The 23,766-nt window shown below is 38.4% G+C and carries 24 protein-coding genes; 19 read left to right on the forward strand and 5 right to left on the reverse strand.

The window, feature by feature from the left end; translation table 11 throughout:
* Positions 1-6: 6 nt before the first annotated feature.
* The 6 genes from KJS44_RS05090 (at position 7) to KJS44_RS05115 (ending at position 5,085) form a co-directional block, all read left to right on the forward strand.
* The gene (locus tag KJS44_RS05090) at positions 7-933 is read left to right on the forward strand and encodes a GNAT family N-acetyltransferase (RefSeq protein ID WP_008689142.1); all 927 of its coding nucleotides are present in this window, start codon (positions 7-9) and stop codon (positions 931-933) included.
* Positions 930-1,895 carry a Gfo/Idh/MocA family protein gene (locus KJS44_RS05095; protein ID WP_008689141.1) on the forward strand — a complete coding sequence of 322 codons (966 nt, stop codon included), beginning with the start codon at positions 930-932 and terminating at the stop codon, positions 1,893-1,895. The genes KJS44_RS05090 and KJS44_RS05095 overlap by 4 nt, the downstream gene beginning before the upstream one ends.
* Entirely contained in the window at positions 1,892-2,353 is a 462-nt protein-coding gene (locus tag KJS44_RS05100) for a DUF3284 domain-containing protein (RefSeq protein ID WP_008689140.1), read from the forward strand. Before KJS44_RS05095 ends, KJS44_RS05100 begins: the two co-directional genes overlap by 4 nt.
* Positions 2,332-3,228, forward strand: coding sequence for an N-acetylmuramic acid 6-phosphate etherase (gene murQ, locus KJS44_RS05105; protein WP_008689138.1), 897 nt, complete (start codon positions 2,332-2,334; stop codon positions 3,226-3,228). Before KJS44_RS05100 ends, murQ begins: the two co-directional genes overlap by 22 nt.
* Before the next feature lie 709 nt (positions 3,229-3,937).
* Positions 3,938-4,444, forward strand: coding sequence for a gamma carbonic anhydrase family protein (locus KJS44_RS05110; protein ID WP_008689136.1), 507 nt, complete (start codon positions 3,938-3,940; stop codon positions 4,442-4,444).
* A gap of 2 nt (positions 4,445-4,446) precedes the next feature.
* The gene (locus tag KJS44_RS05115) at positions 4,447-5,085 is read left to right on the forward strand and encodes a lactate utilization protein (RefSeq protein WP_008689134.1); all 639 of its coding nucleotides are present in this window, start codon (positions 4,447-4,449) and stop codon (positions 5,083-5,085) included.
* A 145-nt stretch (positions 5,086-5,230) separates the two neighbouring features.
* Here the strand turns inward: KJS44_RS05115 and KJS44_RS05120 are convergent, their stop codons facing one another.
* Entirely contained in the window at positions 5,231-5,956 is a 726-nt protein-coding gene (locus KJS44_RS05120) for a suppressor of fused domain protein (RefSeq protein ID WP_008689133.1), read from the reverse strand.
* Positions 5,957-6,075: 119 nt separating this feature from the next.
* Here KJS44_RS05120 and KJS44_RS05125 point away from each other — a divergent pair, with 119 nt between their 5' ends.
* Positions 6,076-6,771, forward strand: a complete 696-nt coding sequence (locus KJS44_RS05125; protein ID WP_008689131.1) for a manganese catalase family protein — start codon at positions 6,076-6,078, stop codon at positions 6,769-6,771.
* Positions 6,772-6,941: 170 nt separating this feature from the next.
* On the opposite strand, the gene KJS44_RS05130 is transcribed toward KJS44_RS05125, so the two are convergent.
* On the reverse strand, positions 6,942-7,178 hold the full coding sequence (locus KJS44_RS05130) for a NifU family protein (protein WP_008689129.1): 237 nt from the start codon (positions 7,176-7,178) through the stop codon (positions 6,942-6,944).
* Positions 7,179-7,193: 15 nt separating this feature from the next.
* Entirely contained in the window at positions 7,194-7,652 is a 459-nt protein-coding gene (locus KJS44_RS05135; RefSeq protein WP_008689128.1) for a divergent PAP2 family protein, read from the reverse strand.
* A 197-nt stretch (positions 7,653-7,849) separates the two neighbouring features.
* Between KJS44_RS05135 and KJS44_RS05140 the strand changes: the two genes are divergently transcribed.
* The 12 genes from KJS44_RS05140 to KJS44_RS05195 all read left to right on the forward strand — a co-directional run bounded on the left by KJS44_RS05140 (position 7,850) and on the right by KJS44_RS05195 (position 21,978).
* Positions 7,850-8,203: a CvfD/Ygs/GSP13 family RNA-binding post-transcriptional regulator gene (locus KJS44_RS05140; protein ID WP_008689127.1), complete on the forward strand. Its 354-nt coding sequence runs from the start codon at positions 7,850-7,852 to the stop codon at positions 8,201-8,203.
* Positions 8,204-8,217: 14 nt separating this feature from the next.
* Positions 8,218-9,492, forward strand: a complete 1,275-nt coding sequence (locus tag KJS44_RS05145; protein WP_008689126.1) for a glucose-6-phosphate isomerase — start codon at positions 8,218-8,220, stop codon at positions 9,490-9,492.
* Positions 9,493-9,679: 187 nt separating this feature from the next.
* A complete protein-coding gene (locus KJS44_RS05150) occupies positions 9,680-10,168 on the forward strand; it encodes an RNA polymerase sigma factor (RefSeq protein ID WP_008689125.1) in 489 nt (162 codons plus the stop codon).
* Positions 10,158-10,649 carry a zf-HC2 domain-containing protein gene (locus KJS44_RS05155; RefSeq protein ID WP_008689124.1) on the forward strand — a complete coding sequence of 164 codons (492 nt, stop codon included), beginning with the start codon at positions 10,158-10,160 and terminating at the stop codon, positions 10,647-10,649. Before KJS44_RS05150 ends, KJS44_RS05155 begins: the two co-directional genes overlap by 11 nt.
* Positions 10,646-11,293 carry a YfjL-like protein gene (locus tag KJS44_RS05160; RefSeq protein ID WP_008689123.1) on the forward strand — a complete coding sequence of 216 codons (648 nt, stop codon included), beginning with the start codon at positions 10,646-10,648 and terminating at the stop codon, positions 11,291-11,293. Before KJS44_RS05155 ends, KJS44_RS05160 begins: the two co-directional genes overlap by 4 nt.
* Positions 11,294-11,627: 334 nt before the next feature.
* Positions 11,628-14,255 (forward strand): pyruvate, phosphate dikinase, encoded by a 2,628-nt coding sequence (gene ppdK / locus KJS44_RS05165; protein ID WP_008689122.1) that lies wholly within the window; start codon positions 11,628-11,630, stop codon positions 14,253-14,255.
* Positions 14,256-14,619: 364 nt separating this feature from the next.
* The gene (gene pyk, locus KJS44_RS05170; RefSeq protein ID WP_008689121.1) at positions 14,620-15,636 is read left to right on the forward strand and encodes a pyruvate kinase; all 1,017 of its coding nucleotides are present in this window, start codon (positions 14,620-14,622) and stop codon (positions 15,634-15,636) included.
* A gap of 389 nt (positions 15,637-16,025) precedes the next feature.
* A complete protein-coding gene (gene leuA, locus KJS44_RS05175) occupies positions 16,026-17,714 on the forward strand; it encodes a 2-isopropylmalate synthase (RefSeq protein ID WP_008689120.1) in 1,689 nt (562 codons plus the stop codon).
* A 215-nt stretch (positions 17,715-17,929) separates the two neighbouring features.
* Positions 17,930-19,192, forward strand: a complete 1,263-nt coding sequence (gene leuC, locus KJS44_RS05180) for a 3-isopropylmalate dehydratase large subunit (protein WP_008689119.1) — start codon at positions 17,930-17,932, stop codon at positions 19,190-19,192.
* Between the two features lie 3 nt (positions 19,193-19,195).
* Positions 19,196-19,687: a 3-isopropylmalate dehydratase small subunit gene (gene leuD / locus KJS44_RS05185; RefSeq protein ID WP_008689117.1), complete on the forward strand. Its 492-nt coding sequence runs from the start codon at positions 19,196-19,198 to the stop codon at positions 19,685-19,687.
* Complete coding sequence (leuB, locus tag KJS44_RS05190) at positions 19,684-20,763, forward strand: 3-isopropylmalate dehydrogenase (protein WP_008689115.1); 1,080 nt, start codon at positions 19,684-19,686, stop codon at positions 20,761-20,763. The genes leuD and leuB overlap by 4 nt, the downstream gene beginning before the upstream one ends.
* A gap of 69 nt (positions 20,764-20,832) precedes the next feature.
* Complete coding sequence (locus KJS44_RS05195) at positions 20,833-21,978, forward strand: amidohydrolase (RefSeq protein ID WP_008689113.1); 1,146 nt, start codon at positions 20,833-20,835, stop codon at positions 21,976-21,978.
* A 257-nt stretch (positions 21,979-22,235) separates the two neighbouring features.
* Here the strand turns inward: KJS44_RS05195 and KJS44_RS05200 are convergent, their stop codons facing one another.
* Together KJS44_RS05200 and KJS44_RS05205 are read right to left on the reverse strand one after the other, a co-directional pair.
* A complete protein-coding gene (locus tag KJS44_RS05200; protein WP_008689111.1) occupies positions 22,236-22,703 on the reverse strand; it encodes a transcription factor in 468 nt (155 codons plus the stop codon).
* 79 nt (positions 22,704-22,782) lie between these two features.
* Positions 22,783-23,667, reverse strand: coding sequence for a LysR family transcriptional regulator (locus tag KJS44_RS05205; RefSeq protein ID WP_008689109.1), 885 nt, complete (start codon positions 23,665-23,667; stop codon positions 22,783-22,785).
* Positions 23,668-23,766: the final 99 nt, after the last annotated feature.

Consider the following 23,766-nt stretch of genomic DNA (forward strand, 5'->3'; position numbering starts at 1 on the left):
CAGGAAATGAACTATCATCAACTTACAAGTAAAGATGTTTCCCAGCTTTTGGAACTGTGGAATGAGGTGGTTTTAGAATATCCGCTAACGATGAAAAAACTGGTACAGACTTTATTTTGTGATGAAAATTATGATAATCAGGCTACTTTCTTAGCAGAGAACGAAAAAGAAATCGTAGGTTTTTGTATAGCAATCAAAAGAAAGTATCCGTATTTAGAAAAAGGTCTGGAAGAAGATAAGGGATGGATTTATGCCATTGCCGTAAAAAAAGCTTATCAAAGACAGGGGATAGGCAGTCGGTTACTGGCTTATGCAGAAAACTATCTGCAATGTCCACATGTGATTGTCGGTGCTTATAGTCCACATTATCTAATGTGTGGTATTGATGCAAATAAACAAGAAACTGTGTCTTTTTTCACAAAGCACGGTTATCAGCTCAAAGCTTGCGCATATCCGATGAAGATGGATCTTACGACGTATCAAATGCCAAAAAGCATCCAGGAATTAAAGCAACGCAAGGAAGCAGAAGGCTATTCTTTTGTTTACTTTACATGGGCAGATGGCGAAGCGTTTTTATCTTTTCTACAAATGAATTTCAGTGCCGGTTGGCGCAAACACGTTATATCGGCAATGCAATCAGCTACGGCAGAAAATACGATTCTGTTATGTAAAAAAGGAAAGGAAATCATCGGCTATGTGCAAAGAGGCATTTTACAGGAAGCCAACCGATATGGCCCTTTTGGTGTGAAAGAAACATATCGCGATGCCGGTATCGGTTCCATCTTAGCGCATCTGATGTGGCAGGATATGAAAGCAAATGGCTTAAAAAATGTTTGGTTTCACTCTACCGATGAGAACGGGCGACGTTTTTATGAACGACAGGGCATGCAGGTCGTAAGAAAATTAGTACACTGTGAGAAGGTGAGAACATGAATCTGGCTGTTATCGGGACAAGTAAGATTGCCCAAAAATTGACAAGCACCTTTCTTACGTTTCCGGATATGCAAGTAAATGCTGTGTATTCAAGAACAAAGGAAAAAGGAAAGGAATTCGCATCGGTATTTTCCTGTACCAAAGTTTATACAGATCTTGAGGATATGGTAAACGATAAAGAAATAGACTTGGTATATATCGCTTCCCCTAACGCGTTACATGTAGCTCAAAGCAAGATCTGTTTACAACATGGCAAGCATGTGTTTTGTGAAAAGCCGATTGCTTTTTCCAGAGATGAACTGGATTCTTTGATTGCATTGGCTAAGCAGAATCACTGTTTCTTTCAAGAGGCTATGACGGTAACTTACATGCCAAACTTTTCCATCCTAAAACAGGCCATACAGGATAAACATCCGCATTTACTAACCTGTGATCTGTCCCAATATTCAATACAATATGATGCTTTAAAACAGGGAGAAATAAGCAATGTGTTTGCTAAGCAGATGAAAGGCGGTGCTTTGTATGATTTAGGTGTATATTGTTTACATTTTGTATATGGCATTCTTGGATATCCGAAAGCTATGACGAAATATGATGTAAGATATACCAATGGTATTGATACCTCCGGTGTTATCGTGATGCAGTATGAGCAATGCAATGCCATCATCAGCTATGGAAAAGACAGTAAGGGAAGTGCCCATACTAGAATCCAATGTGAAGAAGGGTATTATGATATGGAAGGAGCTTGCAGCCGATTACGAACGATTGTTTTTCATGATGAACAAGGCACGCATGCGCTTGGTACAGAAACAAAGGAAAATCATCACTGGTATGAAGTAGATGCCTTTCTGAAAATGATACAAAAAAATAATCATGCCTTCCAACAACAGCAATGGGAACAATCTCTTGCGGTATGTCAGCTGCTGGAAGAATTACAAGAGAAAGGAGATAAAACAGTATGAAGGTCAGTGTACCATTGGCAGTAAGTGCCCAAAGTTTTTATACATATCTGTTGAAACAGATCAAAACCGATATTCAGGCTTCTAAAAATACCGTACCGGCTACGTTAGAGGAACTAGATGGCTATACGTATTCAAGATTTTTAAAAAGACAAAAAAAAGATGCATTGGAAATTCGAATTCAGGTTGGACCGTTAATTGAAAACCGCTATTATGAAGTGAAGTATCAGACACCGACGGCATCCAATCGTTATTTCTATGATATTACAGAAGTTGATGAACATCATATTGAAGTGACGTATTGTGAGGATAACAGTGCAAAAGGAAGTATCAATAACTGGTTTTATAAGACAAGAGTAAAATTTCGAGAGGCCAATGTGCAAATGCGTGTAAAGGAAACATTAAAAGCCATTGAACAACAATTACAAGGAGATACGTCATGGATACCATCGAAACCTTAGATACAGAACAGATCAATCCGGCTTCTTCACAGATCAGTGAAGTTTCCACATTAGAAAGACTTACCATTATTAATAATGAAGATAAACGGGTTGCACAGGCCGTATCGTTATGTTTGCCAAAGATAGCAGAATTTGTGGATCATGCAGCCATGTGTTTGAAACAGCAGGGCCGCCTGTTTTATATCGGTGCAGGAACTTCGGGCAGATTGGGAGTATTGGATGCCAGTGAGTGTCCTCCTACCTATGGTGTAAAGAAAGAGCTTGTGCAGGGCATTATCGCCGGTGGAACGATTGCTTTAACGGATGCGGTAGAAGGTTGTGAAGATGATGAACAACAGGCAGTTGAAGATTTAAAGCAGGTCGGTTTTACCAAGAATGATTGCCTGCTTGGCATTGCAGCCAGTGGCAGAACGCCATATGTGGTGGCAGCTTTACGCTATGCCAAAGAAATCGGTGCATATACCGGTGCATTGAGCTGTTGTCATAAGGCAAAAATATCGGCTTATGCCGAAACAGCAATAGAAGTCATTACCGGCGCTGAAGTAGTCAGCGGTTCTACTCGCATGAAGGCCGGTACGGCACAAAAGATGGTTTTAAATATGATCAGCACTTCGTTAATGATAGCCTTAGGTAAAGTATATAAAAACTATATGGTAGATGTGATGCCAACAAATGAAAAATTATTGCAGCGAGCAAAGCATCTCATCAAATTGACCTGTGATTGTGATGAAAGTTGTGCAGAGCAGCTATTTGAAGCAAGTCATCATAGTGTAAAAGCCGCCATTGTCATGCATAAGCTGAAGCTGTCCTATGAGGAAGCAGAAAAACGCTTAAAAACAAACAACAATTTAAATGAAGTATTATCCGGTAAGTAAAAACACGCTAGAAGCGTGTTTTTATGTGAAGCCTATTAAAAATGCGAATTAACAAGTAACTTTACATAAAGTTATTGGCAACAGATCTTGTCAATGAAAGAGGTGGATTTTATGATTAAAGAGGAAATTCTTGCGATGAGTTGAAAAGACGATGAAATATATAAAACGATTAAAAGGGAAGTTAATTAAAATGCTTTTTTAGTCATTAAAACACCAATGTAGTTCTCATCTGAGTTTTATTCTTACAGAGGCTTGTAACCGGTAAAGTATTTACGGATTATCAGGTTTTCCTATTAGCTTTTTTATCTGGGTTTATCGACCAATATGTGACAAAGTATAAATATACCAAAAAAAAGAAAGGCTCATTTTTGATAAACATAAGAAAAAATGAAAAGATGAGCAAATATTCGTTAGAATAGATAATAGATTTTGATATAGAGCAGGAAGATTTCATAGAATACCTGTTAAAGCATGGTATAACAGTGCAATGGAAAGTAGTTGTATAAAGATCTATGATTTTTACTATACGCTACAATTCTGATAGATAAGCATGTAATTATCACACATCTAGATTGGGTTTTAGCGTTGAATGGTGCTTCATAAAAATCAAAGATGGGGAAGATACCATTTTAAAGCGTTTGTAAAAAGCTAAAGAAGCATTTACATTTCTTTCAAATACAACTACAATAAAGGCAAAGAGGTGAAACATATGATACAGACATATCGAAACCATACTCCACGAATTGATGCCACCTGCTTTGTTGCGGATAATGCGACTATCATTGGTGATGTAACTATGAAAGCAGATGCCAGTGTTTGGTTTGGCAGTGTGATTCGTGGGGATAAAGATCATATTGAAATCGGTGAAGGCAGTAACATTCAAGACAATTGTACGTTACATACCGATCCACAGCATGTATTGACTATAGGAAAACATGTAACGGTGGGTCATAATGCCATTTTGCATGGCTGTCATATTGAGGATGAGGTGTTAATTGGTATGGGTGCCATTATCTTAAATGGTGCTCATATTGGTTCCCATAGTATTATCGGAGCCGGGGCTTTAGTGACAGAACATATGCAGATACCTAAAAACAGTATCGTTGTTGGCTGCCCTGCCAAGGTTATAAAGACAATATCAGCACAACAAATACAGGAAATTCAAGACAATGCTATGCATTATGCACAACTAGGCAAAGAGTATAAGGAGATGTAAAGATGGATGCAAATGTAAAGGAAATTATCAAAATTAAAATGGAAGCCTGTAAAAAGGCATTAGAGAAGAATGGTATGAAAGCGTATCTTGTGGAAGATGCACAGGCTGCCAGAGAATTAGTGAATGCGATGATCAAAGATCATGAAACAGTATGTGATGGTGGGACGATGACATTACAAGAAACCGGTATTTTGGATATGCTAAATCATCGTGATCTTGTGTTTCATTCACACAGTGATCCTACGATGACACGGGAACAAAGTGATGCAGAGGCACGTAAAGCATTTTCAGCAGATACCTTTATCGCCAGTACCAATGCGGTAACTTTGCAAGGAGAATTGGTGAATATCGATGGTCATGGAAACCGGGTCAGTGCTATGATTTTTGGACCGAAGCAAGTCATTATCGTAGCCGGGTATAATAAGATTGTCGAAGATGAAGAGGCGGCAAAGAAACGTATCCGTGAAATTGCTGCTCCAGCCAATAGTGTACGCTTGCATAAGCAGACACCTTGCAGCAAGACAGGAAGCTGTCAGGATTGTTACAGTAAAGATCGCATATGCAGCAGTTATGTTAAGATCAACTATGATAAGGAAGATCGTATCCGCGTAATTTTGATTGCGGAAGCATATGGGTATTAAAAACGATCACGAAAAAAGAGATGAGGAAAAAAGCGTAAAGTATTATCTCATAAGCTTTCTATCATCTCTTTTCTTATGCTATTTTATGCAATAGATAAGGTGTTTAGCAATACTATTGCAAAGAGTGTGAGCTAAGCTTCTCTTGTTATAAGTAAGCGTTTACTCTTTCAAGATCCGTAACACCATTCGGATTATCTTTCCGCATGTTTTCTAAAAGAATAGGAATTTTTGATGGATCTTCTCTAATTGCACAAGCCTCTTCCCATAAAATGCCGACTAATTGTAAATAAGTGACAAGTCCATGAACGCTTTCTACTTCAGGAATCTCATTGTCTTTTATGATAAGTAGCGATGTGATCTTACTATCAGAGCCTCGCTTGATTGGTTCTTGATTACCAAGCACATATTGATTTTCTTCAAAAAAGCGCTTTGTCGTATAGGTATAACGGGCAAGATTTCCCAACATATTACAAGCCCATACACAATCTTCACTGCTATGTTCTTGCAGCTTCATGGTCATTTCATAGCCCCAGCGACTATATGTTTGTCCAAATGCCTGTTCATCGCCATATAGATTGGTCATGCCATAGGTAACAATATGTTGATATCCTTTTGGTGAAGTATAAATACTATAGCCATCCAAATATTCATTTCCTCCAAATAATGCACGAGATGTTAATGTAGTTGCGTAATGTTTTGGCTTTTGATTAGGATAACATTTGGCAAAACTATCCTCAATCACTTCCCAACCCGGCGCAAAATCTTCATCAGCTAATGCTTTTCGATAATCCTCAAATCGCATTCCTGCTACAATCTTTTCCTTACCATGTGCATGGACAATTTTCTTTTTCGGTTTATGAAAAATACGCATAAGGATCCCTCCCTGTTTTTATTTTACCACAAGTGGCTTTGCATACTTTTGTTTTTTATAAAAAATACGAATAAGGCGTTTCAACATACCCATACTAAAGATGAAAAAGGAGTGATGATATGTTTGAACATAAGAAAAAGTTATTGCATCCAGTAAAAGTAGAACGTCCAAATCCGCAATATGCAGTACTAATGCAGGAGCAGTTAGGTGGAAACAATGGTGAATTAAAAGCAGCTTTACAGTATTTATCTCAGAGCTTTCGTGCAAAAGATCCTGTTTTTAAAGATTTATTCTTAGATATCGGTACGGAAGAATTAAGCCATATGGAAATGGTGGCAGAAACGATTAATTTATTAAACGGCGGTGATGTTGATTACAAAAAGGTTGAAAATGGTGAATTAGAAACAATGGTAACCTTTGGTTTAAATCCGGCTTTAGTTAACTCAAGTGGAAATCCATGGACAGCTGATTATGTTACCGTGACTGGCGATTTAGCAGCTGATTTATTAGCGGATATTGCCAGTGAGCAGCGTGCCAAAGTCGTTTATGAATACTTATATCGCCAGATTGACGATAAGTATGTAAAGGAAACAATCATGTTTTTACTTGAGCGTGAAGAAGCGCATAATGCATTGTTCTGTGAGGCGTTGAATAAGATTACGGATGATGGCAGTAACCGTAACTTCGGTATGAGTGAAGATAGTCGTTTGTATTTTGACTTATCGAAGCCAGGACGTTATTTTGATGACCCAGATCCTAAACCGGTAGAAATGGCAAACGCCAAAAAAGGAAAAACGACTGCGAAAAAGAACTAGTGAAAACACTTGGCATGGTGAAGTATTCCCAACTTCATCATGCTTTTTCTATAGGAATGAAGATGTTTATCGAAAAGTTTAAAGATTTACTGAATACGGATGCTTTTCTTTTCGATGATTCAGGTGCTTGCTCATCCATCTGATAATAAAGAAAAAGGGCCTAAGCCCTTTTATTCTTCATCTGCTAAACGTACTTCACTGACACCGGCAATCTCATCCATGATAATTGCCTCAATGCCATCCTTTAAGGTATCACCGATGGACATGCAGCCAACACAGGCTCCTAACAAACGTACACGAACGATGCCATCCGTGAAAGAAACATATTCTACATCGCCACCATCGCGCTGAATGTAAGGACGAATTTTTTCAATAACATTGCGTATTTCATCTTCTTTATTAATCATACATTCACCTACTTTCTATAAATGCAGCAGCTGATACATAAGTAAAGATACGAAAAAGCCTAAGATCATGCCGCCGATAATTTCAACAAATTTATGTCCTAAAACACTTTTGATTTTTTCATGATAAATCGGATCATTTAATTTCAGACCCTTCATACCTTCCAAATCTGATATAAGCTGTTTGGTCAGCTGTATGTTTCGCCCTGCATAATAACGTACATTTGCAGCATCATAAATAACAATGAAACTGAATACACATGTAATCGCAAAATAGGTGGAATCAAAGCCTTCACTCAATCCAATTGCCATCGTCAATGCAGTGACCGTGGAACTATGAGAGCTGGGAAATCCTCCGCATGCAATACATTGATGAATATCTACTTTCTGTGTACGCAAATAAAGGACAACAGGTTTTAAGACCTGCGCCAATACATTGGCAAATAAAGCTGCCAGCAGGGGATATATGGAACTCATGCAAGTATCACCTCATTAAAGAGAAAAAGTTCTCGTCTTCATTATTATAGCACAAAAACCAAAATTATTGATAGTTGTCTGCTTTTTGCCAGCAATTTCTCTTCCTATGATGTAATGTCATATAAAACATATGGAAAGGACTGTTAATTTTAGAAAAGAACGTGCTATAATTAACACGAGCGAAATGAGGTGAGTAGATGCATTATATGGTTGGTGAAGTCGTTGAAGGGGTGATTACCGGCATCAAGCCTTATGGGGCATTCGTCTATTTAGATAATTGTCATAATGGACTGATTCATATTTCCGAAATCAGTGAACGCTTTGTCCGTGATGTGCATACGTATGTGAAAATTAATCAGCGGGTAAAAGTGAAAATTCTTGATATTGATGAAGATGGCACCCACTTCAAACTGTCTTTAAAAGCTGTAGAGGCAAAGAAAGCTCGTTCTATGCGCAAACGCAAGATCATTCATGAATTGCCAAAGATGGAAATAGGATTCACATCCTTGGCAGAAAAGCTGGATTCATGGATTGAGGATGCAAACAGATAAAGGAGAAAAAGCATATGATGAAATTAGACACTACGCATGCATTTTTAAAAGAAGACGTAAAAAGCTATCAGGAAGTCGTTAATAAATATCACGAACAGCTGATGAAGCGTACCGGTAAAGGGAATGACTTTGTAGGTTGGGTAGAATGGCCGCATACCTATGATAAAGAAGAGTTTGACCGTATGAAGAAGGTTGCCCAAAAAATCCGTGAGAAATGTGATGTTTGTATTGTTTGTGGTATTGGTGGTTCTTATCTGGGAGCACGTGCTGCTATTGAAATGATCAATGGCTTGTATGCTGATAAAAAACCAGAAATTATCTTTATGGGAAATACATTCTCCAGTACGTATATCGCACAGGTCCTGAATTATATAAAAGATAAGGAAGTTTGTGTAAACGTTATTTCTAAATCCGGAACAACGACGGAAACAGCATTGGCTTTCCGTTTACTGAAACAGTTCATGGAAGATAAATATGGAAAAGACGGTGCACGTGAAAGAATTGTTGCGACAACCGATAAAGCACGGGGAACATTGAAGGCAATCGCTGATAAAGAAGGCTATGAAACTTTTGTAATTCCAGATGATATCGGTGGACGCTTTTCTGTTATCACACCGGTAGGTTTATTCCCAATCGCTGTAGCCGGTATCGATATTGATGCCATCATGACTGGTTTACAGAAGGCATATGAAGATATGGCGGATCCTGATCTGGCTAAGAATGATGCTTATGCATATGCAGTCTGCCGTCGCATTTTAGAGAATCAGGGCAAAAATGTGGAAATGCTGGTAAGCTATGAATCACAAATGACCATGGTTGCGGAATGGTGGAAGCAGCTGTTTGGTGAAAGTGAAGGTAAGGAAGAAAAAGGAAACTTACCAACAAGTGCAAACTTCTCTACCGATTTGCATTCTTTAGGTCAATTTATCCAAGAAGGTAAAAAAGTACTGTACGAAACCTTGTTGTTAGTAGAAAAACCAACGTTGGATATCACTTTCCCAAGTGATCCTGACAATGCGGATGGCATGAATTACTTAGCAGGTAAATCGGTTGATTGGGTAAATAAGATGGCAGCAAAAGGTACTTTAGAAGCGCATGAAGTAACTGGAAATGTACCAAATCTGATTATTACGATGCCTGATATGAGTGCGGAAAGCTTTGGTTATATGTGCTATTTCTTCTTCCGTGCTTGCGCTATGACTTGTTATATGTTGGATATCAATCCATTCAATCAGCCAGGTGTAGAAGTTTATAAGAAGAATATGTTCCGTTTATTAGGTAAGAACTAAAAAAGCAAATAATAAATCCTAAAAAAGTGCTGTAGCAGGCACTTTTTTTAGGATTTAAATGAAAGTAATACGTAAAGTTAAAGCACAGAAATCATATTCCATGCTGATACTATGCTATACTAAATTATAAAGTTTGTAACGTTTTTATTAGGTTGCGGTACATATAGGTGGAAGGAGGAAAACATAGATGATAGAAGAACTGTATGAAGCATATCACAAGGATGTCTATATCTATATTTACTCCTTGTGTCATGATGCCAGTTTAAGTGAAGATCTGACATCGGAAACGTTTTACCAGATGATCCTATCCTTGCCGACTTTCAAAGGAAAGGCAAGTCTGAAAACATGGTTATTTTCGATTGCCAGGCATGTGACATTCAAAGAATTACGAAAACGTAAAAAAGAAGTGCACTATGATGTCTTGCAAGATGGTTTTGTTGTTGCCGATAAAGATAGGCAACATGACTATGAAGCGCTGATGGAGCAATTGATGGAATGGATGCAGACACAGCCTCTACGAGCAAGAGAAATATTTAAAATGAAACAAGAGGGGTATTCCTATGTGGAAATCGCAGCATTTTTACAGTTAAATGAAAACTCTGTGCGAGTGATTGATTATCGTAATCGTCTATATTTGCGTCAAAAATTAAGTGAGGAGGGATATCATGAAAGATGAATGTCAAATCGTACAAGATCTGCTACCGTTAGTCAAAGATGATGTAGCCAGTGAGGCAAGCATAGTCTTTGTACAAGAGCATTGCCGCCATTGTGAAGAATGTAAAAAGCTGTTGGCGCAGGAAAACATTACCGTCAATTCCCAAGCAATTAAAAAGAAATTAGTAAAACGTTTGCGTATCATGATGGTGGGTGTAATTTGTTTGATGATCCTTTTCGCTTGTTCTTTCTCAGCAACACAATACCAGTTTCATAATTTTCTGCTATTGCCAATAATCGGCGCCTTGGGGTATTGGCTATTGAAACGCTATGTCTTCCTATTATATCTAATGATTCCCATCATGCATCTATTATTAGAAATGATAGATGCATCCTATCAAGAAGCCTTGCTGCCTTATACGCTAATATATTGGTTTTTTATGAGTATTGGCATTCTTATTTATGCTGGTTATGCGTATGCCTTAAGGAGGGAAAACTCATGAAAAAGAAAGTGTTAAAAGTGATTGCATTCATCATCGCAACAGCCGGAGTCATCTTTTTGTTACTGCTTTATAATAGCTTTAATGGTAATTTTATCGCAAAAGAAATAGCAACCAGACATATGAAAGAATATTTAAAAACACATCATACAGAATTAGATATTGCAGATTATGAGGTATCCTATAATTTTAAATCCGGTTCATATGTTATGAAAATAGATGTGGCAAACAGTATAGATAAAGACTTTCGATTATCTTATCGAGGTGATATAGGTATTCAAGATGATTATGATTGGATGGTCTTAGAAAAAGGCAATATGCAAAATCGGGTAGCAGCATTTTTAAATGAAGAAAGATTTGAGCAGCCGGTTTTTGCGCTTGTGGAAAAGCAAGATCTAGATTATATCCTATTACAGATCAAAGATGAAGATAAAGAAAAGGTATTCCCATATGCGAAGATAGCGAATGATACACCGACGGAGACCATTGTGAAAACACAGCCAATCACTTTACGTATTTATGTGAAATCAGAAGCAGCGCAAAAAAAGTATCAAACGAAAAAGATACAGAAACAATGCAAACAAGCGTATGAAAAACTCGGTGTTCATGTTGTGGAAGTGGAAATCGTGTATGTCAACAAACCATAGGGTAAAAAGGAGCTATATACGGCAAACATAGTGAGCATATAGAAGCGTTTCTTTTGTTCGTGTAATGCATGTAAGTACCTTATCAAAAACGAAAAGGTACTTACATGCGAATGGAGTAGCTATTTTTTATTATGACTGGAACTTGTCCTTTAAATTTTGCGAATTTTGTCGAAATTATTTTAGCATGCGAAAAAACCTTTGTTCATAAGCTGTTATTAGTTTTTAGCGAGTGAGAAAGGAAGGGATAGTGAAATTAGCACTAGGAAAACACACGAAACTTTGGTATAATGTAAGCAAGTAAATGTAAACGATTACATAAGAGGAGGAATGCTTGATGAGTAAAAAGTATGTTTACCTTTTCAGTGAAGGAAATGAAAACATGCGTGAGCTGCTTGGTGGTAAAGGTGCCAATCTGGCAGAGATGATGAATCTTGGAATGCCTGTGCCTTATGGTTTCACAGTCACAACCGAAGCCTGCAATCAGTACTATGCAGACAATGAAACTATTAATGAAGGAATTCGCAAAGAAATTTTTGAATATTTAATGAAATTGGAAGAACTGGCTGGAAAACAGTTTGGTGATCCAAAGAATCCATTGTTAGTATCCGTAAGATCTGGTGCGCGTGCATCTATGCCAGGCATGATGGATACCATTTTAAATTTAGGTATGAATGATGAAGTGGTAGAAGGTGTTGCCAAGCTGATGGACAATCCTCGTTTCGCTTATGACTCTTACCGCCGTTTTATTCAGATGTTTGCTGATGTTGTCATGGGTTTAAACAAGGCTAAATTTGAAGAGATCATTGATGAAATGAAAGAAACAAAGGGCGTTGAACAGGATACGGAATTAGATGCTGAAGATATGAAGGTCATGGTAAAACGCTTTAAGAAGTTCTATCAGGAATCTCTAGATGAGGAATTCCCATCGGATCCTAAAGAACAATTGTATCGTGCAATCGAAGCTGTTTTCCGTTCTTGGAACAACCAACGTGCGATTTTCTATCGTAAGATGAACGATATTCCGGGTGATTGGGGAACTGCGGTAAATGTGCAGATGATGGTATTTGGTAATATGGGTGATGATTGCGGTACCGGTGTTGCCTTTACACGTAATCCAAGTACCGGTGAAAACAAGCTGTATGGTGAATTCTTGATGAATGCGCAGGGCGAAGATGTTGTAGCCGGTATCCGTACACCACAGACCATTGATCAATTAAAGGTAATTGCACCTGCTGCTTATGATAAGTTTGTAGAAATCTGTTCTACCTTAGAAAAACATTACAAGAATATGCAGGATATGGAATTTACGATTGAAAAAGGTAATCTATTCATGTTGCAGACGCGTAATGGTAAACGTACAGCAGCTGCCGCATTAAAGATTGCTTGTGACATGGTAGATGAAGGTATGATCACCAAAGATGAAGCATTGATGATGGTAGAACCTAAACAGTTGGATGCCTTATTACATCCACAATTTGATGCAGAAGCTTTAAAGAAGGCAAAACCAATTGCATCGGCATTGCCTGCTTCTCCTGGTGCAGCTTGCGGACAGATCGTTTTCTCTGCTGAAGAAGCAATCGCGGAAACAGCATTAGGACATAAGGTTATCTTAGTTCGTTTGGAAACTTCTCCGGAAGATATTGAAGGTATGCATGTATCTGAAGGTATCTTAACCGTGCGCGGTGGTATGACATCTCATGCAGCTGTCGTAGCTCGTGGTATGGGTGCTTGCTGCGTATCCGGTTGTGGTGATATCGCGATTAATGAAGAAGAAAAATATTTTGAAGTAAAAGGAAACCGCTATAATAAAGGCGACTATATTTCTCTAGATGGTTCTACTGGTAATGTGTATGGTGAAAAGATCAAGACTGTGCCAGCAGAAATCTCCGGTGACTTTGAACGTTTCATGAATTGGGCAGATGAACGCCGGACGTTAAAGGTTCGTACAAATGCCGATACGCCTCGTGATGCACAACAGGCAGTGAAGTTCGGTGCGGAAGGTATTGGTTTGGTTCGTACGGAACATATGTTCTTTGAAGGTGATCGTATCAAAGCGGTTCGTGAAATGATCGTTTCTAAGACAGAAGGTCAAAGAAGAAAAGCGCTGTCGAAATTATTGCCTATGCAAAGAGGCGACTTTGAAGGTATTTATGAAGCAATGCAAGGTATGCCGGTAACCATTCGTTATTTGGATCCACCTCTGCATGAATTCTTACCAACAAGCTCTTATGATATTGCACAGTTAGCAAAAGATATGAAGATCGATCTGGATGAATTGAAAAATGTTATCAGTGGACTTCATGAATTTAACCCTATGATGGGACATCGTGGTTGTCGTTTGGCTATCTCTTATCCGGAAATTGCCGAAATGCAGACAACAGCGGTTATTGAAGCAGCAATTAATGTAAACAAAAAACATCCGGATTGGAACATTGAACCGGAAATCATGATTCCATTAGTTGGTGATAAAGCAGAATTGAAATATGTAAAAGATGTTGTCGTACGTACAGCAGATGAAATTTTAGCAAGAGAAAATATTGATATGAAATACCATGTTGGTACCATGATCGAAATTCCTCGTGCAGCATTATTGGCAGATGAAATTGCCGAAGAAGCTGAATTCTTTAGCTTTGGTACAAACGACTTAACACAGATGACATTTGGTTTCTCTCGTGATGATGCCGGTGGATTCTTGAATGATTACTATGAAAAGAAAATCTTTGAACAAGATCCATTTGCCAGAGTTGACCAAAAGGGTGTCGGCAAACTTATCGAACTGGCAGTAGCCGGCGGACGTAAAACACGTCCAAACATCAAGCTTGGTATTTGTGGTGAACATGGTGGAGATCCAAGTTCTATCGACTTCTGTCATCGTATGGGATTGACCTATGTATCCTGTAGCCCATTCCGTGTACCAATTGCACGTTTAGCTGCAGCACAGGCCGCTATTACGAACGGATAAACTTATGGAATAGTAATTTCCTAATATCAAATAAGGAAGATTAAAGTCATAAATCGTCATTAATGATTTTAACGCTTCCTTTTTCTTTTTAGTGAAAGAAAATTTATGAGAAAGTGATACTTCCTTTAAAATTGCTTTAGATGATGCAAAACATCATGATTGTGACTTCTAATATTATCGAAAGATAAAGGAAAACAGCAAATCGGATAAAACGGTTATGCCGCATCACATGTTAAGGTTAAAAAACACGGTAAGTGATACTAGGTGGTATCGTTCACGTTTATGATATAGATTCATAAAAAATCTAATAGTTATTTTTGAGCGGCTTTGTTATAATGTAAAAAAAGAAATAGTGTGAGGGTATATGGAAAAATTAGAAATTTATGGTACATTAGGTCCAGCATGTGCAAACAAAGAAATACTGAAACAGATGTTTTTCAGTGGTATGAATGGTATTCGATTGAATTTATCACATGTGAATTTAACAGATAGTCAAGAATGGCTGACAATCTTACATGAGGCCGCAGGAGAAGCAAATGTGGAACCAAAACTGTTGATCGATATGAAAGGGCCGGAATTGCGTATAGGAAAATTAGATAAGCCTATACATTTAATCGAAGGAGGTATCGTTTGTTTGGGAACAGAAATAGCAGTTCCTGAACAAGTTTATGGACATGTACCGGTTGGGCAAAGGATTTTATTAGACGATGGTAAATTCTTATTGGAAGTGCAGGAAGTAAAAGGAAAAAATATTATTTGTAAGGTTCTTCATGGTGGTGAACTCACTTCTAGAAAATCTTTGGCACTGCCGCATCAGCATATCCAGATGCCGGTTTTGACACCAAGTGATATGGAAAATCTGCGCCTGGCTAAAAAATATGGAATTACGGGTATTATGCAGCCTTTTGTCAGAAATGCAGAAGATTTAAAAGCATTGAAACAAATAGTGAGAGAATTGGATGCGGAATCTTTAGAAATTTATGCAAAGATTGAAAACATGGATGGAGTCAGACATTTAACAGAATTGCTGCCCTATTGCGATCATATTGTGATAGCACGTGGAGATTTAGGCAATGCCATGCCATTGTATGAATTGCCGATGGTACAAAAACATATCCAGGATATTTGTCATGCTTATCATAAGCCTTATATGGTCGTAACACAGATGTTGCATTCTATGATGACACAACCAACGCCTACACGCTCTGAGGTGAGTGATATTTTTTATGCGGTATATCATGGTGCATCTGGAATTATGCTGACAGGAGAAACAGCAGCTGGAGCTTATCCGAAAGAAGCTATGTCATTTTTTGCACAAACGGCACGTTCGGCTCAAAACGTATTGAAAAGGGAAGCAGCAAATCAGAAAATTCAACATTGAAAATATTTTCAGAAAAAAATTAAATGAAATTTACTTTTTCTGTTGACATTTTACATAGAATGATATATCCTTTTGGTAATGATGAAATAGCATTGATCGGGACCAGATGAAAGATACGTCACACCGTAGAGAATTGCCGGCTGGTGAAAGGCATGTGGACACTGGAATCAACTCACCCGTGAGCTGTGATCTGAACATGCATTGCATAAGTAAGCATCACCGGGACTGCTCTACCGTTATCATTGAGCTCTTATTCAACAGGATAAGAACTAAGTGGATGAGTGTTCATCAAGTGAAGTGGTACCGCGGATAAAGCAGACAGCTTTCCGTCTTCAAAATAAGAAGATGGAAGGCTTTTTTATTACAAGGTAGAAAGAGGAGGACATCACATGGAAGGATATCAAAAGTACAAACGGCAATATTATATGCCTCCAACGGATTGTATGGATTGGACCAAAAAAGAATATATTGAGAAAGCACCAACATGGTGCAGTGTTGATTTACGAGATGGCAATCAAGCATTGATCGTGCCAATGAGCTTAGATGAAAAACTGGATTTCTTTGAATTACTAGTAGAAATTGGTTTTAAAGAAATTGAAATTGGCTTTCCTGCAGCCTCACAAACCGAATTTGAATTCTTACGGAAACTTATCGATGAGAACCGCATTCCAGAGGATGTTACGATCCAGGTGCTGACACAAGCACGTGAGCATATCATCCGCCGTACCTTTGAAGCAGTGAAAGGTGCAAAAAATGCTGTGATTCATTTATACAATTCCACATCTTATGCACAAAGGGAACAGGTGTTTAAGAAAAGCAAAGAAGAAGTATTAAAGATTGCGGTAGAAGGGGCAAAACTGTTAAAACAGCTGACCGAAGAAGATGGTGGAAATTATCGCTTTGAATATTCTCCGGAAAGCTTTACAGGAACCGAAGTCGATTATGCTTTAAAAGTATGCAATGCGGTCTTGGACGTTTGGCAGCCTACAGCGGATAACAAGGTTATCATTAATCTTCCGGTAACCGTGGAAATGAGCATGCCACATGTGTATGCCAGTCAAATCGAATACATGTGTAAGCATATGAACTATCGGGAAAATGTTGTGGTTTCCCTTCATCCGCATAATGATCGTGGCTGTGGTGTTGCGGATACAGAGATGGGTATTTTAGCAGGTGCTGATCGTATTGAAGGTACCTTATTCGGTAATGGCGAACGTACTGGAAATGTCGATATTGTCACTTTAGCAATGAATATGTATGCGATGGGAGTCGATCCTGAATTGGATTTTTCAAATATGCCTCATATCGTTGAGGTATATGAAGCCTGTACACGCATGAAAGTCGGTATGCGTCAGCCTTATGCCGGGCAATTGGTATTTGCGGCATTCTCCGGTTCACATCAGGATGCTATTGCGAAAGGGATGCATTATCGCGATGCCAAAGACCCACAACACTGGACCGTTCCATATTTGCCAATTGATCCAAGAGATGTCGGCAGAGTGTATGAGACAGATGTCATTCGCATCAATTCACAAAGTGGCAAAGGCGGCGTTGGTTATATGCTGGAAGAATATTATGGCTATGAACTTCCAAATGATATGCGAGAAGAAGTTGGCTATTTCATGAAGAATGTGAGCGATCATGAACATAAGGAATTGCTGCCAAATGAAATCAATGATTTATTCCAAAAAGAATATATGAATGTGAATGCACCTTATGCGTTAAACGATTATCATTTTATAAGGGAAAATGATAAAGTTACTTGTACGATGAACATCACCTATGAAGGGATGAATCGATACATTACCGGTGTTGGAAATGGACGTTTAGATGCTGCTAGCAACGCTTTGCGTGATAACATGAATCTAACATTTGATATCTTAGATTATAAAGAACATGCCTTAAGCAAGGGATCTACTTCTAAGGCAGTATCTTATGTCAAAATCATTGACTGTCGCCAAAAGAACCAATGGGGTGTCGGTTTACATGAGGATATTATCGCTTCCAGTGTGAAGGCCTTATTTGCGGCTATTAATCGAGCTGTTATACAAAAACGAGCAACACAACAACAGAACTAGGGGAAATTGATTAACTACAGTAAAGGGTTGTCTCTGATAAGGGGATAGTAAAGATTCTAATAAGAAAAGATAGAGACAATAGAGCCATCTGCATAAGGATTGGCTTCGCGTATGAAAACATACAAGCAAGAATAATACAAAAGTTTTATATCATAGTGAACAAAAAGACGATATTTCAATGTACTTCATGTACATCGTGTAGGAGGTAAAACAAAATGGGTATGACAATGACACAAAAGATCTTAGCAGAGCATGCACATGTTGCTGAGGTCAAAGCCGGACAACTGATTGAAGTTGATCTTGATATGGTATTAGGGAATGATATCACATCACCGGTTGCTATTAAAGAATTTGAGAAGTATGGATTTGAACAGGTATTTGATCCTGGTAGGGTGACGATGGTGATGGATCACTTCGCGCCGAACAAGGATATTAAAGCTGCGCAGCAATGTAAAGCTTGCCGTACCTTCGCATACGCAAAGAACATCAAACACTTTTATGATGTAGGCGAAATGGGCATTGAACATGCGTTATTGCCAGAAAAAGGCATCGTCGGTCCTGGAGAATGTATCATTGGAGCAGATTCACACACATGTACGTATGGAGCTTTAAATGCATTTTCAACAGGTGTAGGCAGTACCGATATGGCAGCCGGTATGGCAACGGGCAAATGTTGGTTTAAAATTCCTGAAGCGATCAAGTTTGATTTGCGTGGGAAATTAGCGCCGAATGTCAGTGGGAAGGATGTCATACTTCATATCATCGGAATGATTGGTGTAGATGGTGCTTTATATAAGTCTATGGAATTTAGCGGTGTTGGTTTGCGAAATTTGACAATCGATGATCGCTTAGCGATGGCCAATATGGCAATTGAAGCAGGGGCAAAAAATGGTATCTTTGCCTATGATGAAATTACCGAAGCTTATGTGAAAGAGCGTGTTCATCGTCCATATAAAACATATGAAGCAGATAGTGATGCAGACTATGCAAACGTATATCATATTGATCTTAGTGCCATTAAACCGACAATTGCGTTTCCACATCTGCCAGAAAATACGAAAACGATGGAGGATATAAAAGAAAACATCGTCATTGATCAGGTCGTCATCGGTTCTTGTACGAACGGTCGCCTATCTGATATGGAAACAGCGGCAAAAATTCTAAAAGGAAAGCATGTGGCAAAAGGAGTACGTACGATTATCATACCGGCAACGCAAGCTATTTATAAAGAATGTATGAAACGTGGGTATATGGAAATCTTTATCGATGCTGGCTGTGTAGTATCAACACCAACCTGTGGCCCTTGTTTAGGCGGCTATATGGGAATCTTAGCTGAAGGGGAACGCTGTGTAGCAACGACAAATCGTAACTTTGTCGGACGTATGGGACATGTGGAATCTGAAGTATATCTGGCAAGTCCGGCAACGGCTGCGGCAAGTGCAATCGCCGGTCATATTGCTGTTTGGGAAGGAGAATAAAGGATGGAAACAAAAGGTTATGCACATAAATATGGTGATAATGTAGATACGGATGTTATCATTCCGGCACGTTATTTGAATACTAGTGATCCAAAAGAACTGGCCGAAAAATGTATGTGTGATATTGATGCGGATTTTGTAAATAAAGTAAAAGCCAACGATATTATGGTGGCAGGGTTTAATTTCGGTTGTGGATCTTCAAGAGAGCATGCACCAATTGCCATTAAGGCTAGTGGAATTTCCTGCGTGATTGCAAAAAGTTTTGCCCGTATCTTTTATCGCAACGCTATCAATATCGGCTTGCCGATATTAGAATGTCCGAAAGCCAGTGAGCGAATCGATACTGCGGATGAAATTGAAATTAATTTCGATACAGGTGAAATTATCAATCATACAAAAGGGGAAAGTTATCAAGCAGAACCATTTCCTGCTTTTATCCAAAACATTATGAAACATAATGGTTTGATGAATGCTATCAAGGAGGGGAAGGAATGAAAAAACATATCGCAGTAGTTCCCGGAGATGGAATAGGTCCGGAAATTGTAAAAGAAGCTATTAAAGTGTTAGATTGTATTGCTGAAAAGTATGATCATGAATTTACGTATACGCATGTCATTGCAGGTGGCTGTGCCATTGATCAATTTGGTAAAAGCCTACCAGAAGAAAGTCTGCAGCAATGTTTGAATTCTGATTCGGTTTTATTAGGCGCTGTTGGCGGTCCTAAATGGGATGATGTAGATCCTAGTATTCGTCCTGAAAAGGCCTTGTTGGGTATTCGTAAGGAATTGGGCTTGTATGCAAACTTACGTCCAGCTAAAATCTTTCCGCAACTTGCAGATGCATCGCCATTACGTCAGGATATTGTAGCAAAAGGTATTGATTTTATGGTCGTACGGGAGTTAATCGGTGGTGTATACTTTGGGGAAAAGAAGACAGAAGAAATCAATGGCGAACTTGTCGCAAGTGATCATATGAATTATGCGGAACATGAGATCCGCCGCATTGCCCATACGGCTTTCCAAACTGCCTGTAAACGTCATCATAAGGTCATATCTGTGGATAAAGCAAATGTATTAGATACCTCACGTTTATGGCGTAAGGTCGTACATGAAGTTGCCAAGGAATATCCCGATGTTGAGGTTGCGGATATGCTGGTAGATAATACGGCGATGCAAATCGTAAAAAATCCTGCGCAGTTTGATGTTGTCGTCACAGAAAATATGTTCGGTGATATCTTAAGTGATGAAGCAAGCATGATTACTGGTAGTATCGGTTTGATTCCAAGTGCATCTTTAGGGGATAGCAAGCGTGGTATGTATGAGCCAATCCATGGTTCTGCACCAGATATTGCAGGGCAAAATATTGCGAATCCGATCGGAACGATCTTAGCGGCAGGTATGATGTTGAAATATGCATTCGATTTAGATACGGAATATGCGCAAATAGAAAAAGCAGTAGAAGATGTATTAGCAGATGGCTATCGCACATCCGATATCATGGAAGACGGGAAAAAACATCTGTCTTGCAGCGAGATGGGAGATAAAATCGTCGAATATTTGAATAAGGCATAGGCAACTATGTCTTTTGTCATAAGAAGTATTAGGGTAATAAATAAGTTATAAATAAAAGGAGAATGGATAATGTTATTAAAAAATGCACAGATTTATACAATGGAAGAAGAACAGGTCATAAAAGGCGATATCTTAATTCAAAATGGGCGAATTGCGGCAATCGGGCATGTGGAAACGGAAGATGAAGTATGCATTGATTTGAATGGAAAACGCGTTTACCCGGGAATGGTAGAAGCTCATTGTCATTTAGGTATGGAAGAAAGTGCCATTCGCAGTGAAGGTAATGATGTAAATGAGAGCAGTGATCCTATCACACCGCAGGTAAGAGGCATTGATGGCTGCTATCCGTTGGATGAAACGATTGTAAATGCTCGTAATGCCGGTATTACAACAGTAGCGGCTGGTCCTGGAAGTGCCAATGTCATTGGCGGAACCTTTGTTGCATATAAGACGTATGGTGTCAGCATGGATGAAATGGCAATTAAAAATCCGGTCGCTATGAAATGTGCTTTTGGTGAAAATCCAAAACGTGTGTATCAGGATTCTCGTATCAAAACACGAATGAACGTAGCTGCTTTATTAAGAGAAACCTTATTTAAGACCAAGGAATATCTTGCAAGAAAAGAAGCAGCACAAGGGGATATCACGAAGATGCCTGCTTTTGACATGAAACTAGAAGCGATGATTCCGGTGATTCAGAGGGAACTGCCTTTAAAATGCCATGCCCATCGCTGTGATGATATCTTAACTGTTTTAAGAATTGCGAAAGAATTTGATATTAAGGTGACTTTGGATCATTGTACGGATGGGGAAATAATTAAGAAACAAATAAAAGACAGCGGTTTTGCGGCAATTGTTGGACCTTCCTTAACCCACAAATCAAAATATGAGTTAGCTAATAAATCTTTTAAAACACCTTATGAATTATATAAAGAAGGTATTCTGATTGCGATAACTACGGATTCTCCGGTAGTACCTCAGGAATATTTGCCATTGTGTGCAGGATTGGCGATGAAAGAAGGATTACCGGAAATAGAAGCAGTCAAGGCGATTACCATTAATGCAGCAAAAATATTAGGCTTGGATGAGCGCATTGGCAGCTTAAAGGTTGGTAAGGATGCAGATATGGTAATATGTGATGGTTCTATATTGGATCCGCAAACAACGGTATACCATACCATTATTGATGGGGAAATCGTTTATTCCAAGGCATAAGAAAGAACAGCAAGTAGAACTGTTATTACTTTACGTATTTGAGAGAATCACAGTATTTGAAAAATACATATCAATTTTGGAAGATGTTTTATTGTATTGATGATGTTAAAAGAACTATTTGTGAATGGGCTCATGAAGGGTAAATAACAAGCAAAAAGTGTAGATGATATAGGAAAAAAGAAGATTACAAGCTATTACATCATCAATTAAATAGCTTTGCTAATCTTCTTTTGCTTTGTCTCTTATTATCTTTCTTGTTATGAAGAAGCTTGTAGGGTGTTACTTAATACTTCTTTCCATTCTTTTAATTTCGGTGCGGTGATTTTAATCACATTTGCTTCTTTCGTTTCAACAATCAAAGCTTTTCCCAACAGACCGAATTTTCCATCACGTACTTCCTTTATCATTGTAATAGGAACCGAAACTACACCATAATTACTTGTAATTTTATTCATGATGGAAGCAGTGAGAACCGTGGAACGATTAAAACCCTCTAATTTTTCCGGTATGACAAGAAAGCGCTGATTCGTAAGTATGATCGTCGCATTTGCACTCATTTTTCCAAAAAATTGCTTATCCTCCATAGTATAAGTGCCTGGCGAATTTCTTATAATCTTTTCACTGTTTACCTTTATTAAATCAGTACCGCATACAGGACAATAGATGATTTCATCATTGGTATCATCAAGGGTGTATGCACAAATGGGACATGTAGTTGTTTTCATAAAGTATAAGACCTCCTATTTTCATTTTGTTTTATCACATTTTTAAGTATACCATAGGATACAGGCAGTATGAATATCATTATTGTAAGGTTGTTACCTGTAAAGCAATGTTGATGAAATCCTGCATGGCAGGAGTAACATATTTATTGTGATGATAGATAATGAAATATTTACGCTGCAGATTAATGTCTTCTACATACAGACGCTGGATGGATTGGTTTTGTAAGTCTTCTTTCACCATCTGATAGGGCAATATGGAAATGCCAAAGCCTCGTTGCACTCCTTTTACCAAAGCTCTGGTACTGGCACTTTCCCAAATAGGAGTGACATTCATATTGTAAAGCTGTAGGATAGAATCAATGACAGCTCTGGTACCACTGCTGCGTTCTCTTAACAAAAAAGGTTCTTGCAAGAGATCCGCAAAACTTAAATGTTCATGTTTGGTAAACGGATGCTCATTGGCACATAAGATGACCAGCTCATCTTGAAAGAAAGGTAATTTTTCTATGGATGGATGTGTTGGGATACCTTCTACCATTGCTAGATCTAATTCATTGTTTAAGATCTTACTTTCCAGCATAGCGCTTGTTTCAATTAAAACCTGACAGTTTCGTTTTGGATAATTTTGTTGATATTGGGCAAGAAAATCACATAGAAAAGAGTTCGCTATGGTGATACTAGAGCCAATATGCAATGGTTCATATTCACTGACACTTTGAATGGATTCCTCCATTTCATTGAATAAAGAGGTGATATGTGTTGCATACTTTAAAAGGCGTTCACCTTGTTCTGTGATATAAAGCTTGCGTGATATACGATCAAACAAGGTGATTTGATAGTATTCTTCCAATTCGCGAATGGCTAAGGATACGCTAGGCTGTGCAATGTGGAGCATAGCAGCAGCTTTTGTAACGCTGCCACATCTACAAACAGCCGCAAAGATGCGTAAGTGTCGTAATGTCATAAAAAAGCCCCTTTCATAATAAAATCTTATAAACTATATATGATAATACTATTTTCATTATAAACTAAGAAAGCATATAATAAAAGCAGAAGGTGATGG

Source organism: Longicatena caecimuris, assembly GCF_018406465.1.
GTDB classification, from domain to species: Bacteria; Bacillota_I; Bacilli_A; order Erysipelotrichales; family Erysipelotrichaceae; genus Longicatena; species Longicatena caecimuris.

Bases quoted from the DNA above. Each gene is read 5' to 3' on its own strand.
- pyk (WP_008689121.1), top strand. From the start codon at position 14,620: ATGGAAAAATTAGAAATTTATGGTACATTAGGTCCAGCATGTGCAAAC.
- KJS44_RS05120 (WP_008689133.1), bottom strand. From the start codon at position 5,956: ATGCGTATTTTTCATAAACCGAAAAAGAAAATTGTCCATGCACATGGT.
- leuC (WP_008689119.1), top strand. From the start codon at position 17,930: ATGGGTATGACAATGACACAAAAGATCTTAGCAGAGCATGCACATGTT.
- KJS44_RS05110 (WP_008689136.1), top strand. From the start codon at position 3,938: ATGATACAGACATATCGAAACCATACTCCACGAATTGATGCCACCTGC.
- KJS44_RS05095 (WP_008689141.1), top strand. From the start codon at position 930: ATGAATCTGGCTGTTATCGGGACAAGTAAGATTGCCCAAAAATTGACA.
- leuB (WP_008689115.1), top strand. From the start codon at position 19,684: ATGAAAAAACATATCGCAGTAGTTCCCGGAGATGGAATAGGTCCGGAA.
- KJS44_RS05205 (WP_008689109.1), bottom strand. From the start codon at position 23,667: ATGACATTACGACACTTACGCATCTTTGCGGCTGTTTGTAGATGTGGC.
- ppdK (WP_008689122.1), top strand. From the start codon at position 11,628: ATGAGTAAAAAGTATGTTTACCTTTTCAGTGAAGGAAATGAAAACATG.
- KJS44_RS05140 (WP_008689127.1), top strand. From the start codon at position 7,850: ATGCATTATATGGTTGGTGAAGTCGTTGAAGGGGTGATTACCGGCATC.
- KJS44_RS05155 (WP_008689124.1), top strand. From the start codon at position 10,158: ATGAAAGATGAATGTCAAATCGTACAAGATCTGCTACCGTTAGTCAAA.
- KJS44_RS05200 (WP_008689111.1), bottom strand. From the start codon at position 22,703: ATGAAAACAACTACATGTCCCATTTGTGCATACACCCTTGATGATACC.
- KJS44_RS05130 (WP_008689129.1), bottom strand. From the start codon at position 7,178: ATGATTAATAAAGAAGATGAAATACGCAATGTTATTGAAAAAATTCGT.
- KJS44_RS05115 (WP_008689134.1), top strand. From the start codon at position 4,447: ATGGATGCAAATGTAAAGGAAATTATCAAAATTAAAATGGAAGCCTGT.
- KJS44_RS05145 (WP_008689126.1), top strand. From the start codon at position 8,218: ATGATGAAATTAGACACTACGCATGCATTTTTAAAAGAAGACGTAAAA.
- leuA (WP_008689120.1), top strand. From the start codon at position 16,026: ATGGAAGGATATCAAAAGTACAAACGGCAATATTATATGCCTCCAACG.
- KJS44_RS05090 (WP_008689142.1), top strand. From the start codon at position 7: ATGAACTATCATCAACTTACAAGTAAAGATGTTTCCCAGCTTTTGGAA.
- KJS44_RS05150 (WP_008689125.1), top strand. From the start codon at position 9,680: ATGATAGAAGAACTGTATGAAGCATATCACAAGGATGTCTATATCTAT.
- KJS44_RS05100 (WP_008689140.1), top strand. From the start codon at position 1,892: ATGAAGGTCAGTGTACCATTGGCAGTAAGTGCCCAAAGTTTTTATACA.
- KJS44_RS05160 (WP_008689123.1), top strand. From the start codon at position 10,646: ATGAAAAAGAAAGTGTTAAAAGTGATTGCATTCATCATCGCAACAGCC.
- leuD (WP_008689117.1), top strand. From the start codon at position 19,196: ATGGAAACAAAAGGTTATGCACATAAATATGGTGATAATGTAGATACG.
- KJS44_RS05125 (WP_008689131.1), top strand. From the start codon at position 6,076: ATGTTTGAACATAAGAAAAAGTTATTGCATCCAGTAAAAGTAGAACGT.
- murQ (WP_008689138.1), top strand. From the start codon at position 2,332: ATGGATACCATCGAAACCTTAGATACAGAACAGATCAATCCGGCTTCT.
- KJS44_RS05195 (WP_008689113.1), top strand. From the start codon at position 20,833: ATGTTATTAAAAAATGCACAGATTTATACAATGGAAGAAGAACAGGTC.
- KJS44_RS05135 (WP_008689128.1), bottom strand. From the start codon at position 7,652: ATGAGTTCCATATATCCCCTGCTGGCAGCTTTATTTGCCAATGTATTG.